General features: G+C 73.3%; 15 protein-coding genes. 3 read left to right on the plus strand and 12 right to left on the minus strand.

The features are described from left to right. Positions 1-14: 14 nt before the first annotated feature. From AOM07_RS00125 to ndk, 7 genes are all read right to left on the minus strand, one after another. Positions 15-1745 (minus strand): [protein-PII] uridylyltransferase family protein, encoded by a 1731-nt coding sequence (locus AOM07_RS00125; RefSeq protein WP_228374336.1) that lies wholly within the window; start codon positions 1743-1745, stop codon positions 15-17. Positions 1746-1813: 68 nt separating this feature from the next. After that, positions 1814-2152 carry a P-II family nitrogen regulator gene (locus tag AOM07_RS00130; RefSeq protein ID WP_042215355.1) on the minus strand — a complete coding sequence of 113 codons (339 nt, stop codon included), beginning with the start codon at positions 2150-2152 and terminating at the stop codon, positions 1814-1816. A 3-nt stretch (positions 2153-2155) separates the two neighbouring features. Next, entirely contained in the window at positions 2156-3427 is a 1272-nt protein-coding gene (locus tag AOM07_RS00135) for an ammonium transporter (protein ID WP_062309946.1), read from the minus strand. 202 nt (positions 3428-3629) lie between these two features. Then, positions 3630-4760, minus strand: coding sequence for a signal recognition particle-docking protein FtsY (gene ftsY, locus AOM07_RS00140; protein ID WP_228374337.1), 1131 nt, complete (start codon positions 4758-4760; stop codon positions 3630-3632). A gap of 53 nt (positions 4761-4813) precedes the next feature. Then, the gene (locus AOM07_RS00145) at positions 4814-5086 is read right to left on the minus strand and encodes a hypothetical protein (RefSeq protein ID WP_062309949.1); all 273 of its coding nucleotides are present in this window, start codon (positions 5084-5086) and stop codon (positions 4814-4816) included. Between the two features lie 162 nt (positions 5087-5248). Continuing rightward, positions 5249-8836, minus strand: a complete 3588-nt coding sequence (smc, locus tag AOM07_RS00150; protein ID WP_062309952.1) for a chromosome segregation protein SMC — start codon at positions 8834-8836, stop codon at positions 5249-5251. Between the two features lie 99 nt (positions 8837-8935). Next, the gene (ndk, locus tag AOM07_RS00155) at positions 8936-9355 is read right to left on the minus strand and encodes a nucleoside-diphosphate kinase (RefSeq protein WP_062309955.1); all 420 of its coding nucleotides are present in this window, start codon (positions 9353-9355) and stop codon (positions 8936-8938) included. A 129-nt stretch (positions 9356-9484) separates the two neighbouring features. Between ndk and AOM07_RS00160 the strand changes: the two genes are divergently transcribed. After that, entirely contained in the window at positions 9485-9994 is a 510-nt protein-coding gene (locus tag AOM07_RS00160) for an adenine phosphoribosyltransferase (RefSeq protein ID WP_062309959.1), read from the plus strand. Between the two features lie 27 nt (positions 9995-10021). On the opposite strand, the gene AOM07_RS00165 is transcribed toward AOM07_RS00160, so the two are convergent. The 4 genes from AOM07_RS00165 to AOM07_RS00180 all read right to left on the minus strand — a co-directional run bounded on the left by AOM07_RS00165 (position 10022) and on the right by AOM07_RS00180 (position 13859). Beyond that, entirely contained in the window at positions 10022-10471 is a 450-nt protein-coding gene (locus AOM07_RS00165; RefSeq protein WP_156165352.1) for a hypothetical protein, read from the minus strand. After that, positions 10468-10902, minus strand: coding sequence for a DUF4233 domain-containing protein (locus AOM07_RS00170; RefSeq protein ID WP_062309967.1), 435 nt, complete (start codon positions 10900-10902; stop codon positions 10468-10470). Before AOM07_RS00170 ends, AOM07_RS00165 begins: the two co-directional genes overlap by 4 nt. Further along, positions 10899-12296, minus strand: a complete 1398-nt coding sequence (locus AOM07_RS00175; RefSeq protein WP_062309970.1) for a bifunctional folylpolyglutamate synthase/dihydrofolate synthase — start codon at positions 12294-12296, stop codon at positions 10899-10901. Before AOM07_RS00175 ends, AOM07_RS00170 begins: the two co-directional genes overlap by 4 nt. A gap of 69 nt (positions 12297-12365) precedes the next feature. After that, positions 12366-13859, minus strand: a complete 1494-nt coding sequence (locus tag AOM07_RS00180) for a bifunctional folylpolyglutamate synthase/dihydrofolate synthase (protein ID WP_228374338.1) — start codon at positions 13857-13859, stop codon at positions 12366-12368. 436 nt (positions 13860-14295) lie between these two features. On the opposite strand from AOM07_RS00180, the gene AOM07_RS00185 reads away from it, so the two are divergent. Next, positions 14296-14961, plus strand: a complete 666-nt coding sequence (locus AOM07_RS00185; protein ID WP_062309974.1) for a DUF2510 domain-containing protein — start codon at positions 14296-14298, stop codon at positions 14959-14961. A 9-nt stretch (positions 14962-14970) separates the two neighbouring features. Here the strand turns inward: AOM07_RS00185 and cysM are convergent, their stop codons facing one another. Then, a complete protein-coding gene (gene cysM / locus AOM07_RS00190; protein ID WP_062309979.1) occupies positions 14971-15882 on the minus strand; it encodes a cysteine synthase CysM in 912 nt (303 codons plus the stop codon). A 68-nt stretch (positions 15883-15950) separates the two neighbouring features. On the opposite strand from cysM, the gene AOM07_RS00195 reads away from it, so the two are divergent. Further along, complete coding sequence (locus AOM07_RS00195; protein WP_062309983.1) at positions 15951-16841, plus strand: aminodeoxychorismate lyase; 891 nt, start codon at positions 15951-15953, stop codon at positions 16839-16841. Positions 16842-16851 lie beyond the last annotated feature (10 nt).

A 16851-nucleotide genomic window follows, 5' to 3' on the forward strand; every position in this document is an offset into this window, starting at 1 on the left:
ACGTGCCCACCAGACTACCGGGTAGGACCGCCGCCTCCGGAGCCCAGGGCCGCGCGGGCGCGGTCGGTCAGCGTGTCGACCAGCTGCGCGCGCCACGCGGTCCACACCTTCGGGCCGGCCGCCTTCGAGTCGGCCTCGGTGAGGGTGCGGAGGATCTCGAGCAGGTCGGCACGATGCTCGACGGCGTCGAGCAGCGCCGCGACCGTGGCCGGGTCCTCCGGGTCCTTCGTGGTGGCGAGCACGGACAGCGTGAGGTGCTCGCGGACGAGCAGCTCGAGGTCGTGCGCGGTGCCCTCGGACAGGCCGATGCGCGCCGCCATCGCGGGGATGAGCGCGGCGCCGTCCTTCGAGTGGTCGGTGGCGCCCGCACGCTTGCCGATGTCGTGCACGAGCGCGGCGAGGTGGAGCAGGTCGGAACGGTGCGCGCCGCGCCGGTGCTTCGCGGCGATGGTGACGGTCTCGAGCATGTGGCGGTCGACCGTGTAGAGGTGGATGGGACTGCGCTGCGGGCGGTTGCGGACGCCGGCCCACTCGGGGATCCAGCGGACCGTGAGGCCGTGCAGATCCATGGCCTCCCACACGGCGACGAGGTGCGCGCTGCCGCGCAGCAGGTCCCGCAGGTACGTGCGGGCCTCCTTGGGCCACGGCTCGGGCAGGTCCGGGCAGCGCTGGAGGGAGTCCAGCAGGGTGGGCGTGAACGTGAGACCCGTGGTCGCGGCGCTGGCGGCGGCGCGCAGCGGGAGCAGCGCATCGTCCTCGGCGACGTACCCGGGGGCGAGCGCGAGCTCGCCGTCGACGTCGATGAGGCCCTCGGCCACCTTGACGTGGCGGGGCGCGGCCGCGCGGCGGCGCGCGAGGAAGGCGCGCGAGCCGACGCCGGAGCGCTCGAGCGCGCGGCGGGCGCCGCGCTCGGTGGTGTCGAGCGCGAACGCGACGGTGCGGCCGGCCTCGCCGATCGCGGCGAGCAGCTCGTCCGGGTCGTCGAAGCCGAGGCGCTCCGCGACCTCGGGCGCGACGTGGCGGCCGAGCACGTTGACGTTGCGGCCGGTCTCCATCTGGAGCGCGTCGCGCACGTCGAGCAGCAGCTCGCCGGCCGCGTCGACCGCGCCGTGCGGGCGGTCGGTGAGCCAGGTCGCGGACAGCGCGGTGAGGCTGACGTAGTCGCGCAGGCCGCCGCGGGCCTCCTTGAGGTGCGGCTCGATGAGGTAGGCCAGCTCGCCGTGGCGCTCCGCGCGGGCGCGGGAGGCGGCGAGCAGGTCGGGCAGGCGCTTGCGCGCGGCGGCGCGCCAGTCCTGGTAGATGTGCGTCCGGGCCTGCAGCAGGAGCTGCTCGTCGCCCGCGACGAGGTGGAGGTCGAGCAGGCCGGCGGCGGCCGCGAGGTCCTTCGAGGCGACCTGGCGGCACTCCGTCAGGGTGCGCATCGAGTGGTCGAGCTCGAGGCCCGCGTCCCAGATCGGGTACCACAGGCGCTGCGCGAGGTCCGCGACGGCGTCCTTCTTCAGGGTCGAGCCGTCGTGCAGGATCACGAGGTCGAGGTCCGACGCGGGGCCCGCGTCGCCGCGGCCCACCGAGCCGACGGCGCCGAAGGCGACGCCCTCGCGCAGACCATCGGAATGGTCGTCCCAGTGCTCCTTGAGGTGCGCGAACACGAAGTCCGCCATCGCCTGGCGTCGCTGGCGGCCGGGCAGCCCGGACGCGGCCAGCTCCTCGGCGCGCTCTCTCCTCAGACGCTTGAGGTCCCGCACCCCACGGGGGTGCGGGACCTCAGCGCGGGAGCCTTCACGGCTCTCCATATGTCTGGCGGTCTCCCTGCTTAGAGGGCGTCCGCGCCGTGCTCGCCGGTGCGGACACGGGCCACGTCGTCGACGGGGACGACCCAGACCTTGCCGTCACCGATCTTGCCGGTCTGCGCGGCCGAGACGATGGCCTCGGTCACGGTCGCGGCGTCGGCGTCGTCCACGAGGACCTCGAGACGCGTCTTGGGAACCAGGTCGACGGTGTACTCCGCACCGCGGTAGACCTCGGTGTGTCCCTTCTGGCGGCCGTAGCCGGCGGCCTCGGAGACGGTGACTCCCTTGACGCCCGCCGCCTCGAGGGCCGCACGGACCTCGTCGACGCGGTGGGGCTGGATGATTGCGGTCACGAGCTTCATGGTTTACACAGCCTCCTCGTAAGCGGTCTCGCCGTGCTCGGCGAGGTCGATGCCCTGCACCTCGACATCCTCGCTCACGCGAAGACCGATCGTGTACTTGATGGCCAGACCGATGAGCAGCGTCATGATGGCCGAGTAGACGATCGTGATCGCCGCGGCAGCAGCCTGGACGCCGAGCAGGGTCACGCCACCACCGTAGAACAGACCGGCGTCACCGTTGATGGTGCCCGAGGCGACGAGGCCGATGGCCAGGGTGCCCCAGAGGCCCGAGACGAGGTGGACGCCCACGACGTCGAGCGAGTCGTCGTAGCCGAACTTGTACTTGAGGCCGACCGCGAGGGCCGAGAGGACACCGGCGAAGAAGCCGATGACGATGGCGCCCCAGGTGTCGACCGACGCGCACGACGGGGTGATGGCGACGAGACCGGCGACCACACCGGAGGCGGCGCCGAGCGAGGTGGCCTTGCCGTCGCGGATCTTCTCCGTGAGCAGCCAGCCGAGCATCGCGATGGCGGTCGCGGTGGTGGTGTTGACCCACGCGAGGGCCGCGTAGCCGTCGGCGGCGAACGCCGAACCGGCGTTGAAGCCGAACCAGCCGAACCACAGGAGGGCCGCGCCGAGCATGACGAACGGCAGGTTGTGGGGCTTGAAGGGCTCCTTGCCGAAGCCCTTGCGGATGCCGAGCAGGAGAGCAAGCACGAGGCCGGCCACACCGGCGTTGATGTGGACGACGGTACCGCCGGCGAAGTCGTACGGGCCGGGCAGGTCCGCGAAGAGCGGGCCGCCGCCGCCGAGGAGGGCGTCGAAGCCCTCACCGTTGGTGCCGGTGCCCCAGACCCAGTGCGACACGGGGCCGTACACGAGGACGACCCAGATGAAGGCGAACGTCAGCCAGGCGGAGAACTTCATGCGGTCCGCGACCGAGCCGGAGATCAGCGCGACGGTGATGATGGCGAAGGTGGCGCCGAAGCCCGCCGAGATCAGCGAGATCGGGTCCTCCGCGTAGTTGTTGACGACGTCGATCATGCCGAAGTTCGAGAACGGCTCGCCGAACAGGTTGTTCACCGTCGGGCCGGCCGAGATCGAGTAGCCGAACAGCACCCACGCGAGCATGCCCACCGCGAGGGAGCCGAAGCTCATCATCATCATGTTCAGGACGGACTTGCTGCGCGACATGCCGCCGTAGAAGAACGCCAGGGCAGGCGTCATCAGCAGCACCAGCGAAGCCGACACGAGGAGCCAGCCGAGGGCCCCCACTCCGTCGGCGTATGCCATTGCGTCTTCCATTGGTTTGTCTCTCCTTTTCGCTAGCCATCCGGCTAGTCACCCAAGAGACTTCCGCAACGTTGTTAAACCTGGACGACCCCCATGTTTCCGAACGGTTACATCGGCCGGGCGCACGTAAAAGGTGCGTTGCGCAAACGGACAAGCCGGGTGCCAGGGGTGTCGGGGCGCCCCCGCGCGGGTCCGCGGCGCGCTACTCCCCCAGCAGCGAGTCGACGAAGCCGGCGGGGTCGAAGGGCGCGAGGTCGTCCGCGCCCTCCCCGAGGCCGACGAACTTCACGGGCACGCCGAGCTCGCCCTGGACGGCGAGCACGATGCCGCCCTTGGCGGTGCCGTCGAGCTTGGTGAGGACGATGCCGGTGAGCGGGGCGACCTGGCCGAACACGCGCGCCTGGGTGAGGCCGTTCTGCCCGGTGGTCGCGTCGAGCACGAGCAGCACCTCCTTGGGCGGGCTCACCTTCGATACGACGCGGACGATCTTGCCGAGCTCGTCCATGAGGCCCTGCTTGTTCTGCAGGCGCCCGGCGGTGTCGACGAGCAGCACCTCGGCGGCGTCGGTGCGCGCGCGGTCGGCGGCCTCGTACGCGACGGAGGCCGGGTCCGCGCCGTCGACGTGCGCGCGCACGACGGGCACGCCCACGCGGGCGCCCCACGTCTCGAGCTGGTCCGCGGCGGCGGCACGGAACGTGTCCGCCGCGCCGAGCACGACGGTGCGGTCCTCGGCGACCAGGACGCGGGCGAGCTTGCCGACCGTGGTGGTCTTGCCCACGCCGTTGACGCCCACGACGATCGCGCTGTGCAGCTCGCCGTCGCCCGGCGCTCCGAGCGCGAGCGAGCGGTCGAGGGCCGGGTCGACGACGTCGAGGAGCGCGGCGCGCAGCAGCGCGCGCGGGTCGCCGTCGGGCTCCGCCTTGAGGCGCGCCTTGAGGTCGGCGAGGAGCTCGTCGGTCGCGGCGGCGCCGACGTCCGCCATGAGGAGGGTCTCCTCGAGCTCGTCCCAGTCGTCCTGCGACAGCGCGCCGCGGCGGAAGATCGCGAGCAGCGACTGCCCGAACGTGGTGCCGACGCGTCGACGCAGGCGGCCGAAGCGATGGTCGACCGCCTCGGGCGTCTCGACCGCCTCGACGGTCTCCTCGGGGGCCTCCGCCTCCTCGACGGTCGGCGCGGCGGTGGCCGCCGCATCGTCCCGACGCGGGGGCGCCTCGCGCGGCGGCGCCTGCCGGTTCCTGCCGATGAGGGCGGCGCCCACGCCGCCGATCACCACGAGGCCGGCGACGATGGTCACCAGGAGGTCGCTGTCACCAGGGATCCATGAGATGTCCACGGGCACAGTCTGTCAGGTCGACCGGCGGGACGTCGCCGGGCCTGCGGGAGTCGTCAGGCGCGGTGGCGTGCGGGCTGGTGCGGGGCGCGCATCGTGACGATCGGGAGGGACGTGGTCTCGCGGCCCAGCTCGCCCACGACGTCGAGGGTCGACTCGGGGCGCTCGATCTCGTCGAACAGGTGCTCGCGGACCGGGCGGCGCTCCTCGGCGCCCAGCAGGATCCGCACGACGCGGCGGCCGCGCCCCTCGCTCGCGAAGGCGGCCACGAACACGATGGCGGCGATGAGCCCGCCCACCACCAGCGTCTGCACCATGTAGCTGAACATGCGTCGCTCCCCACGCCTCGGGCCCGTCGGCCGTCGGCCTTCCTGGCCGGCATCGCGCACCGGACAAGTGATGACAAAAAGGGGCACCAGGCCCCGCGAGGAGAACGTGCCGGGCGCGGTGGTGTTCCCGATCCGCCGCCGATGGGCGGTCTGCCAGGGCCGTCAGGCGGCGTCGTCGTCGCGCAGGCGCTGGCTGATGACGGTGGTGACGCCGTCGCCGCGCATCGTCACGCCGTAGAGCGCGTCCGCGATCTCCATGGTGCGCTTCTGGTGCGTGATGACGATGAGCTGGGAGTCCTCCTGCAGCTCGCGGAAGATCTCGAGCAGGCGGCCCAGGTTGACGTCGTCCAGGGCGGCCTCGACCTCGTCCATGACGTAGAAGGGGCTGGGGCGGGCCTTGAAGATCGACACGAGCAGCGCGACCGCGGTGAGCGAGCGCTCGCCGCCGGACAGCAGCGACAGGCGCTTGACCTTCTTGCCCGCGGGACGCGCCTCGACCTCGATGCCGGTGGTGAGCATGTTGGCCGGGTCGGTGAGCACGAGCTTGCCCTCGCCGCCCGGGAACAGGCGCGGGAAGACGCGGTCGAACTGCGCGGCGGTGTCCGCGAAGGCCTCCGCGAAGATCACCTCGACCCGCTCGTCGATCTCCTTGACGATGGTGAGGAGGTCCTCGCGCGAGCGCTTGATGTCCGCGAGCTGGTCGGTGAGGAACTTGTGGCGCTCCTCGAGCGCGGCGAACTCCTCGAGCGCGAGCGGGTTGACTCGGCCCAGCTGGTTCATCGCGCGCTCGGCCTGGCGCAGGCGCTTCTCCTGCTGCTCGCGGACGTAGGGCGTGGTGGCGGGCTCGGCGTCCTCGCCCTCCCCGTCCTCGGCGCCGGCCACGTCCGCCGCCTCCGCGCCCCACACGGGGACGCCCAGGTGCGGGCCGAGCTCCTCGACCAGCCGGTCGGGGTCCATGCCGAGCTCGTCGACCGCGCGCTGGCGCAGCTGCTCGAGGCGCACGTTCTGCTCGGCGCGGGCGACCTCGTCGCGGTGGGCGTCGTCGGTGAGGCGCGCATGCTCGGTGGACAGCTCGTCGACGCTGCGGCGCACCTCGGCGAGCTTGCCGGTGCGCTCGGAGCGCTCGGCCTCGACGGCGGCACGCTTGTCGTCGGCGTGCTGGACGGAGACGTCGATGAGCGCGATGGCGTCCTGGCTGCCGGCGATGACCTCGCGCGCGGCCTGGGCCTGGCGCTCGCGCCGGGCCGCGGCGGCCTCGGCACGGGCGCGCGCCTCGCGCTCGGCGACGGCGGCACGCTCGAGGCTCTCGGCGCGGGCGGCGAGGGCGCGGGCGCGCTCCTCGGAGGTGCGCAGGGCGAGGCGCGCCTCGGTCTCCTTGGCGCGGGCCGTGCGGGCGTTCGCCTCGTCCTCGTCGCGGCGCTCCTGCGCCTCGCGGGTGTCGGCCTCGAACTGCTCGGGCTCGGCCTGCGCGGCGGCGAGGCGCTCGGTGAGGCTCGCGAGCTCGTCCTCGTCGGCCTTCATGCGGCCGTGGGCCTGGTCGAGCTGGTCGGTGAAGCGCTCGGCCTCGGCCTTCGCGGCGCGGGCCTGCGCGCCCAGCTGACCGAGCTGCTCCGCGACGGCGGCCATGCGCGCGTCGGCCTCGTTGAGGCGCGCGAGCGTGCGCTCGTGGAGGCCGCGGGCCTCGGCCTCGGTGTCCTCGGAGGCGCGCAGCAGCTCCTCGGTGCGCTCGACCTGCGCGGCGGCGACGTCGCGCTTCTCGCGCGCGTCGTCGAAGGCGGCCTGGACGTGGATGACGCTCGGCGCGTCCCCGGCGCCGCCCGAGGCGGTGCGGCCGCCGAGCACGTCGCCGCGGCGGGTGACGGCGGTGACCTCGCGATGTGCGGCGACGAGGGCGCGGGCGGCCGCGAGGTCGTCGACGACGGCGACGCCCGCGACGAGCGAGCGGACCGTCGCGACGAGCGCGGCCGGGCCGTCGACGAGGTCGGTCGCCCAGCGGGCGCAGGCGGGAAGGTCGACGGCGGGGTTGTCGGCGGCCGCGTCCGGGTCCGCCACGAGGAAGCGGGCCCGGCCGGCGTCCTCGTCGCGCAGCCAGCGGATGGCGTCGACCGCGTCCTCGACGGAGTCGACCGCGAGGGCGTCCGCGAGCGGGCCGAGCGCGGCCGCCAGGGCGTCCTCCGCATCGTCCCTCACCTCGACGAGCGAGGCGACGGTGCCGGTGATGGCGCGCAGGCCGCTCGCGAGGAGCGCGCCGGCGCCGTCCTTGCGGACCAGCGACAGCTCGAGCGCCTCGCCGCGCGCGGCCCACGAGTCGCGCTCGCGCATCGCGGTGTGGAGGGCGTCCTTGAGCTCGGAGACCGCGGCCTTGGCGCGCTCCCACGCCTCGGTGGCGGACTCGTGCTGGACGTCGAGGTCCTCCTCCCCTGCGTCGACCGTGGCGACGGAGGTCTCCACGTGCTGGAACTCGGCGTTGGCGTCGTGGGCGCGCTTCTCGGCGGAGGCGAGCTGCTCCTGGAGGCGGCCGATCTCCGCCTCGCCCGACTCGACGCGCGAGCGCTTGGCGGCCACCTGGCCGGCGAGGCGCGCGACGCCCTCGCGGCGGTCCGCGACCGAGCGCAGCAGGTTCGCGTGGTGGCGGTCCGACTGGAACGCGCTCTCCTCGGCGTCCTTGCGTGCCTCGATCGCGGCCTCGAGGTCGGCGGCGGCGGCCTCGACCTCGGCCTCGAGCTCCTGGCGGGCCGCACGGGCGCGCTCGACCTGCTCGTCGAGGTCGACGAGGTCCGTGGGCGGCGCCTCGCTCTGGGTGCTGCCGAGCATGCGCAGGCGCTCCTCGGCGAGCGTGTGGAGGTTGCGCAGGCGTTCGCGGATGGCGCTGAGGCGGTAGAACGTGTCGTTCGCGCGGGTGAGCGCGGGGGCGGCTTCGGCGCTCTGGCGCTCGAGGTCGGCGAGCAGCGCGCGGGCGTCGGCGAGGGCCTTCTCGACGGTGTCGCGGCGCTCGAGCAGCGCGGTCTCGTCGGCCTTGTCCTTGGACATCGACTCGGTGAGCGTGGCGATGTCGTCAGCGAGCAGGCGCGAGCGGGCGTCGCGGACGTCGACCTGGATGCGCTGGGCCTGGCGCGCGACCTCGGCCTGCTTGCCCAGCGGGCCGAGCTGGCGGCGGATCTCGCCGGTGAGGTCCTGGACGCGCGTGAGGTTGGCCTGCATCGAGTCGAGCTTGCGCAGCGCCTTGTCCTTGCGGCGGCGGTGCTTGAGGATGCCGGCGGCCTCCTCGATGAAGTGGCGGCGGTCCTCGGGGGTGGCGCGCAGCACGGCGTCGAGCTGGCCCTGGCCCACGATGACGTGCATCTCGCGGCCGAGGCCGGAGTCCGACAGCAGCTCCTGGACGTCGAGCAGGCGGCACGCGGATCCGTTGATCGCGTACTCCGAGCCGCCGCTGCGGAACAGCGTGCGGCTGATCGTCACCTCGGTGTAGTCGATCGGCAGCGCGCCGTCGGTGTTGTCGATGGTGAGCGAGACCTCGGCGCGGCCGAGCGGCGCGCGGCCCGAGGTGCCGGCGAAGATGACGTCCGCCATCTGGCCGCCGCGCAGCGTCTTGGCGCCCTGCTCGCCCATGACCCACGCGAGCGCGTCGACAACGTTGGACTTGCCCGACCCGTTCGGGCCGACGACGCACGTGACGCCCGGCTCGAACTCGAGGGTCGTCGCCGACGCGAAGGACTTGAAGCCTCGCAGCGTCAGCGTCTTGAGATGCATGGGTGCGAGTGTAGGGGACGCGCGGGCGTGCTCAGGTGAGGCGCGAGCGGACACGCCCAGACGGGCATTCTGCCTGGTGGAAGGCCCGCCTACCTGGGCTTACAGGCCGGGGAACCAGATCCCGATCTCGCGCTCGGAGGACTCGGGCGAGTCCGAGCCGTGCACGATGTTGTGGATCACCGGCAGGTCCCACTGGCGCGCGAGGTCGCCGCGGATCGAGCCCGGGGCGGCCGTGGTCGGGTCCGTGGGGCCCGCCATGACGCGGAAGCCCTCGATGACGCGCTCGCCCTCGGCGACCACCGCGAGCACCGGGCCGGACAGCATGAACTCGACCAGCGGGTCGTAGAAGGGCTTGCCCACGTGCTCCGCGTAGTGCTCGGCGAGCAGCTCGGGGGTGGCCTGCCGCAGCTCGACGGCGACGAGCGTGTAGCCCTTCGCCTCGACCCGCCGGAGGACCTCCCCCGACAGGCCGCGCTTCACTCCGTCGGGCTTGACCAGGATGAGGGTGCGTTCCGTCATGGTGGGGAGCCTAGCGGGGGCCTCGCCGCGGCTGTCCAGGGCTCGCGTCACCTCCGGGGCGGAAAGGGCGGATCACCGGGCCCTGCCGGGTCCGGCGGGGCCGGGACCTCGCCGTGACAGGATGGACCCGTGATCACGATCGACGACTTCGACACGTATCCGGACTTCCCCATCGAGGGGATCCTCTTCTACGACATCGCGCCGATCCTGGCGAGCCCCGAGCGCTTCCGCGAGGCCTGCATCCAGCTGATGCCCCCGAGCGGCGCGCCCGTCGACATCGTCGCCGGCGTGGACGCGCGCGGCTTCATCTTCGCACCGGTCGTCGCGCAGACCCTCGACGTCGGCATGGCGATGGTCCGCAAGAAGGGCAAGATGCCCGGCGTCGACCTGCTCGAGTCCTCCGCGGAGATCGAGTACGGCGCGCGCGACCTCGCCGTCAGCGCCGGCTCGGTCGAGGGCCGCCACGTGCTCGTCATCGACGACGTCCTCGCCACCGGCGGCACCGCCCGCGCAGTCGCGGAGATGCTCGAGCGCGGCGGCGCGGCGTCGGTGCGCTTCAGCTTCCTCATCGAGATCGGCGAGCTGCCGGGCCGCGACGCGCTCGAGGGCTACGACGTCACGTCGGTCGTCACCGTCTGACGGGACGATGCGCGGCGCGCGGCCCGCTCAGGCGTTGCGGTAGCCGGTGGACCAGCGCACCGCGAGCAGCACGAGCGGCACCAACACGAGGCTTGCGAACGACACCTCGAAGGCCACGAAGCCCTGGCTGATGTCCATCGGCAGCGGGTCGAGCGAGCGCAGGTAGCCCGCGTGCACCGCGATGCCGGTGACGAGCACCGCGCCCGACAGCACGATGACGCCCACGAGGAACCACGGGGGCAGCTGGCGCGTCTCCGGGTGCGCGCGCAGGAAGCGCGACCACCGCGTGAGCATGTAGAACACCGAGACGTTGACCAGCACGAGGCCGGTGAACAGCAGCGCGTAGACGGCCGTCGACGGCCGACCCAGCCCCGCGAAGGCGTACAGCGACGCGTGCTCGAGCTGCCAGAAGACGAGGGTGAGGCCCAGCACGCCGAGCGCGAGGGCGCCGCCCATGCGCCAGAGGAAACCGCTCACGCCGGCTCTCCCCCGGCGGCGTCCTCGCCCACGGCCCCGTCCGCGGTCTCCGCGGCCTCCTCCGCCGCGGCGCGCTCGGCGCGCTCGCGGTCGATGCGCGACCCGAGCCGGAGCCCGATGATCCAGGTGACGAGGAACGTGCCGCCGATGATGGCGATGGTGGGCTCGATGAACCCGCCGAGCAGCATCGGCACCTGCAGCGCCCAGCCCAGCCAGCGCCCCCAGCGCTTGCGCTGCTGGCCCACGGCGTAGCCGAGCAGGACGACGAGGCCGAGCCCGCCGCCCCAGAGCAGCCCGCCCGGGATGTCGATCTCGCCGGCCCGGTCGAGGCCCCACAGCACGAGCACCGCGAAGAACGCGGCGAGCGACTGCAGCGCCAGGACGGCCTGGCAGAACGTCAGCGTCGCGGGACGCTGAGGACGTGCGCTCATCGGGCCTGCCCCTGGCCCTTGCGACGGTCCGCGCCGGTGAGGATGCGGGTCTCCGCGACGAGCGTGATCGACCCGACGACGAGCACGCCGGCGCCGAGGTCGTCGTCGCGCTCGGCGCGCTGGACGGCCGCGTCGATCGCGTCCGGGACGGTGCCGGTCGCGGTGACGCGGTCCTCGCCGAAGACGGCGATCGCGATCCTCTCGAGGTCCTCGACCGGGATGGCGCGCGGCGACGGCGACGCGGTCACGACGACGTGCGCGAGCGCGGGCTCGAGCGCCGCGAGGATGCCCTCGGCGTCCTTGTCCGCGAGCACGCCGACGACGCCGACGAGGGTCTCGAACGCAAACGACTCGTCGAGCGCGTCGACCATGGCGTCGATGCCGTGCGGGTTGTGCGCGGCGTCGACGAGGATGAGCGGCGAGGTGCGGACGGCCTCGAGGCGGCCGGGCGAGCTCACCTGCGCGAAGCCGGCCTCGACGGCCTCGCCCGACAGCGACACCGGCTCGCCTCCCGCGGCGAGCAGCAGCTCGACCGCGGCGAGCGCGAGCAGCGCGTTGTGGGCCTGGTGGGCGCCGTAGAGCGGCACGAAGATGTCGGCGTACGTGGCCGCGGGGGTGCGCAGCGTGACGAGCTGGCCGCCCACGCCGGGCTGGCGCTCCATCACCTCGAGGGCCTCGCCCTCCCAGTAGGCGCGCGCGCCGCGCTCGGCGATCGCGGACTCGAGGACCGGCACCACGCTGGCGGACTGCTCGGCGATCACGACCGCCGCGCCGTCCTTGATGATCCCGGACTTCTCCGCGGCGATGTCGACGAGCGACTCGCCCAGCCACTGCTGGTGGTCGAGCCCGACGGGCGTGACGACGGACACCTCGCCGTCGACGACGTTGGTGGCGTCCCACACGCCGCCCATGCCGACCTCGACGACGGCGACGTCGACGGGCGCATCGGCGAAGGCCGCGAGGGCCAGCACGGTGAGGACCTCGAAGAAGCTCATCCGCGGGCCGCCGGCCTCGACGGAGCGCGCGTCGACCATGTGGATGATCGGCGCGACGTCGAGCCACAGGCGCACGAAGTCCTCGCGCTCGATGGGCTCGCCGTCGATCTGGATGCGCTCGCGCACGCTCGTGAGGTGCGGCGACGTGAACAGCCCGGTGCGCAGGCCGTGCTCGCGGACGAGCGACTCCGCCATCCGTGCGGTCGACGTCTTGCCGTTGGTGCCGGTGAGGTGGATCACCTTGTAGGCCTGCTGCGGGCTCCCGAGGAGGTCGCACGCGTCGCGGACGCGGTCGATGGTGGGCTCGAAGTCGTGCTCGGGGTTGCGGGAGACGATGTGCGCGTAGATCTCGCGCTCGGCCTCCTCGAGGCTGAGGCCGCCGAGGTCAAGGTCGGTCATGGTCCAAGTGTGTCACGGCACGCACGAGCCGCCGCCGCATCGTCCTCGCGATGCGGCGGCGTCCGGACGCTACGCGGGGATGGTGCCGGGCTCGTCCGAGTCCTCGACCGGGGCGGTGCCGGCGGGCGTCGCCTCGACGGGCACGTCGGCGGCGTCGGCCGCGTCGACGACGGTGCGCGCGTCGACGGTGACCGGCATGTGCGTCGCCTGGAGGTGGCGGCGCGCCTCGGCGACGAGGGTGATCGAGCCCGCGATGAGCACGCCGCCCTCCCCCTCGGCCTCCGCGGCGAGCGTGGTCGCCATCTGCACGGCGTCCGGCACCGACGGCGCCACGCGCACGCGGTCCTCGCCGAAGATGGCGCGGGCGCGCTCGGCGAGCGCCTCCGCGTCGGCGGCGCGGTGCGAGCGGGTCTGGGTGATGATCACCTCGTCGATGAGGCCGGCGAGACCGGTGAGGATGCCCTCGGAGTCCTTGTCGGCGAGCACCGCGACCACGCCGACGAGGCGGTCGAAGTCGAAGGTCTCGCGCAGCGTGTCGGCGAGCGCGGCGATGCCGTGCGGGTTGTGGGCGGCGTCGACGATGACGGTCGGCTCGGCGGACACGACCTCCATGCGGCCGGGCGAGGTGGCGCCCGCGAAGCCGCGGGCGACCGCGGGCAGGCTGAGCGAGCGCGGCACGCCGTCGCCGAGGAACGCCTCGCACGCGGCGAGCGCGATGAGCGCGTTCTGCGCCTGGAACTCGCCGTGCAGCGGCACGAACACGTCGACGTAGTTGCGCGCCGCGGTGTGCATCGTGACGACCTGGCCGCCGGGGACGATGCGTCGGTCGGACACCGACATGTGCGCGCCCTCCCAGAAGATCGAGGCCTGGCGCTGCGCCGCCGCGGCGACGATGACCTGCGCGGCCTCGTCCTTCTGGAGCGCGCTCACGACGGTCGCGCCGGGCTTGATGATGCCGGACTTCTCGTGCGCGACGCCGGGCAGCCCGCCCTTGAAGTACTTGTCGTGGTCGCGCGCCATCGGAGTGAGGACCGCGACGCGGCCGTCGGCGACGTTGGTGGCGTCGCGCAGGCCGCCGATGCCGACCTCGAGGACCAGCGCGTCGACGCCCGCGTCCGCGTAGGCGGCGAAGCCGAGGACGGTGAGCACCTCGAAGAAGCTCATGCGCGGGCCGCCGCGCTGGATCGACGCCTGGTCGACCGCGTGGATCGCGGGCGCGACGTGCTGCCAGAGTCGCACCAGCGCGTCCTGCGGCAGCGGCGCGCCGTCGATCATGATGCGCTCGCGCAGCGTGGTGAGGTGCGGCGACGTGAACAGGCCGGTGCGGAGGCCGTGCGCGCGCAGCAGCGACTCGAGCATGCGGCTCGTGGAGGTCTTCCCGTTGGTGCCCGTCACATGGATGATGTCGAGCGAGCGATGCGGATCGCCGAGCAGCGACAGCGCCTGCGTGACGCGCAGCAGCTTGGCCTCGTGGTCGGCCTCGGGGGTGCGGGCGAAGATGTGCGCGTCGATCTCGCGCTCGGCCTCGGAGAGGCTCAGTTCGGGGAAGACATCCGTTGTCACGAGGGTCAATTGTGCGGCACGTTCCGGGGTGCTCCTGACACGTTCACCAAGCCTTCACCCGGCACCCGGTGACAGCCTTTTCTACCAGGCATATCGCCACTATTTCGGACGCGTTTCGGGACGATGCGCGACACGCCCGGACGCGACACGCCGCGCGGCGCGTCGGAGGGGTCGATGGAAGGGTGCAGCGCCGCCCGCCGGGAGGCCGTCGAGGGTCCCCCGGGAGGCGCCGTTCTCGCCCCGGCCCTCCGCCTGGGAGCGGGCACGGCGCGCCGCATCGTCCCCCGCCGCCGGCCCGACGAACCGGACCAAACGCACATCCTCGCCTCTAGCAGGCAACACGCAGATTCGGGACGGTGTGAGATTTCCCCGTGACACGCATCGTCGGGTGAAGTATTTTGACCCGACGGTTGTCGCACATGCTGAGGGGGATTGCGTGACCGAGTCGATGGAGCCTGCCCACGACCTGCCGGTCGCGGGCTGGTACGTGGACCCGCTCGATGCGGGGGTGCTGCGCTACTGGGACGGCGCCGCCTGGACCGCGCACGCGCGGCCGGTGGAGGACGAGCCCGAGCCCGAGCGCGCCCAGAAGCACCGCCTCGGCCTCGCCGCGGTCCTCGGCATCATCGCATCCACCGCCCTCCTCGGCATCGCCCTCGTCACCATCGCCGCGCTCGCCCAGAAGGAGGCGATGGAGGCGGACGAGGCGGCGGACCCGGTCGTCGTCGAGACCACCAGCGCCCAGCCCGCCGCCGAGCCCGCCGCACCGAGCGGGAAGACGCTCGCCAAGCGGGCGCGGTCGGACCTCGAGGAGCTGGGCGTCACCATCGTCACGGCCTTCGCGGAGCACCCCGACGCGCGCGTGGACGTCGCGGAGATCGACGGGGAGTACGTGGTCCTCGCCGAGGGCGCCGAGTACGCGCGGATCGAGGTCGCGGACGGCGTGCAGCTGGGCGACTACGTCGCCGGCGATGCCGACACCTTCTGCGTGTGGGTGACCACCCCGGCGAACGGCAGGATCCTGCACTGGTCGCCGCTCGACGTCGCGGACGAGGACGGGCGCGTCGACCGCTCGGGCGGCTGCGCGGACGTCGTCGGCTGACGCCGGCGCCTACTCCCCCGACGCGTCGAACAGCGGCGTCGACAGGTAGCGGTCGCCCCGGTCGCACGCGATGAACACCACGGTCGAGCCGGGCTCCTCGGCCGCGATCTCCAGCGCGATCGCCGCCGCCCCGCCCGAGCTCATGCCGACGAGCAGGCCCTCGCGCCGCGCGAGCGCCCGCGTGGTCTCGACGGCGCGCTCCTGCGTGACGGTGCGGACCTCGGCGATGTGGGTGGGGTCGAAGACGCGTGGCAGGTACTCCGGCGGCCAGGCTCGGATGCCCGGGATCGCGGCGCCGGGCGCCGGCTGGATGCCGACCACCCGCACGTGCGGCGCGATCCCGTGGAGGCCGCGCGACAGGCCGGTGACCGTGCCGGTGGTGCCCATCGACGACACGACGTGGGTGACCGTGCCCCGGGTCTGCTCCCAGATCTCGGGGCCGGTGGCGAGCTCGTGGGCGCGCGGGTTGGCGGGGTTGGCGAACTGGTCGAGGCGGACGGCGCCCGTGTCGCGGGAGATCTGCTCGGCGACGTCGCGGGCGAGCTCCATGCCGCCCTCCTTGTCGGTCTCGACGACCTCGGCGCCGTAGGCCGTCATCGACAGCGACCGCTCGCGCGACGAGCCGGCGGGCATGACGAGGATCATCCGGTAGCCCTTGACGGCGGCTGCCGCGGCGAGCGCGATGCCGGTGTTGCCGCTGGTCGCCTCGACCAGGGTCGCACCAGGGGCGATGAGCCCGTCCTGCTCGGCGGCGGCGATCATCGAGAACGCCGGGCGGTCCTTGACCGAGCCGGCGGGGTTGTCGCCCTCGAGCTTGGCGAGGACCATCCCGCCGCCCTCGGCCGGGAGGCGTTGGAGGCGCACCACGGGCGTGCGCCCCACGAGGTCGGCGATGGTCGGCGGCGCGTACGGGGTCACCATGCGCCCATCATGCCCGTGACCTCGCGCTTTCGTCCTCTACCCGCGCTACGGTGGCCGAGGAGGTGTCCATGCCCGCCCTTGTCGTCTGTGCCGCTCCCGTCGCGGGGATGCCCGGCTGCCGCGCCGAGCTCGTCGATCCCGAGACCCCCATCGCGACCGCCACCGACGCGGGCCTCACCCGCGGCGACGGCGTGTTCGAGACCGTCGGCGTCCACCAGGGACGGATGCACGACCTGGAGCCGCACCTCGAGCGGCTGGCGCAGTCCGCGTCGATGCTCGACCTGCCCGCGCCCGACCTCGGGGCGATGCGCGACGCGATCGCGCTCGCCGTGCGCACGCTGCTCGAGGGGCTGCCGACAGTCCCGCCGACCGCGCTCGCCAAGGTGGTCTACACGCGTGGCCCCGAGCACGGCCCGCACGCGGGACGCCCGACGGGCTTCGTGTACGCGGACGTGTTCCCCGACGTCACGCGGGAGCGCACCGAGGGCGTCGCGGTCATCACGCTCTCGCGCGGCTACCCGCACGCGATCGGCGCGAAGGCGCCGTGGCTGCTCGCGGGGGCCAAGACGCTGTCCTACGCGGTCAACATGGCCGCCGAGCGGCACGCGAAGTCGCACGGCCTCCAGGACGTCATCCTCACCACCACCGACGGCTACGTGCTGGAGGCGCCGCGCGCGAGCGTGCTCGTGCGGGTCGGCGACGAGGTGGTGACGCCGGCGGCCGAGGGAGGGCTGCTCCACGGCACGGCGCAGCGCGCGGCCTTCGCGTCCTTCACGGCGCGCGGGCTCGCGTGCACGTACCGCGACGTCACGGTCGACGAGCTCGAGGCGGCGGAGCACGTGTGGCTCACCGACTCGGTGCAGCTACTGCGGCCGGTCAACGAGATCGACGGCCGCGCGCTCGTCGTGGACCGCGCGCTCACGGACGGCGTCAACGCGGACCTGCTCGCCCACGGCTGACCCACCCCGA

Origin of the sequence: Demequina rhizosphaerae, assembly GCF_000971255.1 — a bacterium.
GTDB lineage: Bacteria > Actinomycetota > Actinomycetes > Actinomycetales > Demequinaceae > Demequina > Demequina rhizosphaerae.

What these genes read in the sequence shown, in the direction of transcription:
- AOM07_RS00130 (WP_042215355.1), bottom strand. Translation starts at nt 2,152, where the DNA reads ATGAAGCTCGTGACCGCAATCATCCAGCCCCACCGCGTCGACGAGGTC.
- AOM07_RS00135 (WP_062309946.1), bottom strand. Translation starts at nt 3,427, where the DNA reads ATGGCATACGCCGACGGAGTGGGGGCCCTCGGCTGGCTCCTCGTGTCG.
- AOM07_RS00145 (WP_062309949.1), bottom strand. Translation starts at nt 5,086, where the DNA reads ATGTTCAGCTACATGGTGCAGACGCTGGTGGTGGGCGGGCTCATCGCC.
- smc (WP_062309952.1), bottom strand. Translation starts at nt 8,836, where the DNA reads ATGCATCTCAAGACGCTGACGCTGCGAGGCTTCAAGTCCTTCGCGTCG.
- ndk (WP_062309955.1), bottom strand. Translation starts at nt 9,355, where the DNA reads ATGACGGAACGCACCCTCATCCTGGTCAAGCCCGACGGAGTGAAGCGC.
- AOM07_RS00170 (WP_062309967.1), bottom strand. Translation starts at nt 10,902, where the DNA reads ATGAGCGCACGTCCTCAGCGTCCCGCGACGCTGACGTTCTGCCAGGCC.
- AOM07_RS00175 (WP_062309970.1), bottom strand. Translation starts at nt 12,296, where the DNA reads ATGACCGACCTTGACCTCGGCGGCCTCAGCCTCGAGGAGGCCGAGCGC.
- cysM (WP_062309979.1), bottom strand. Translation starts at nt 15,882, where the DNA reads ATGGTGACCCCGTACGCGCCGCCGACCATCGCCGACCTCGTGGGGCGC.
- AOM07_RS00195 (WP_062309983.1), top strand. Translation starts at nt 15,951, where the DNA reads ATGCCCGCCCTTGTCGTCTGTGCCGCTCCCGTCGCGGGGATGCCCGGC.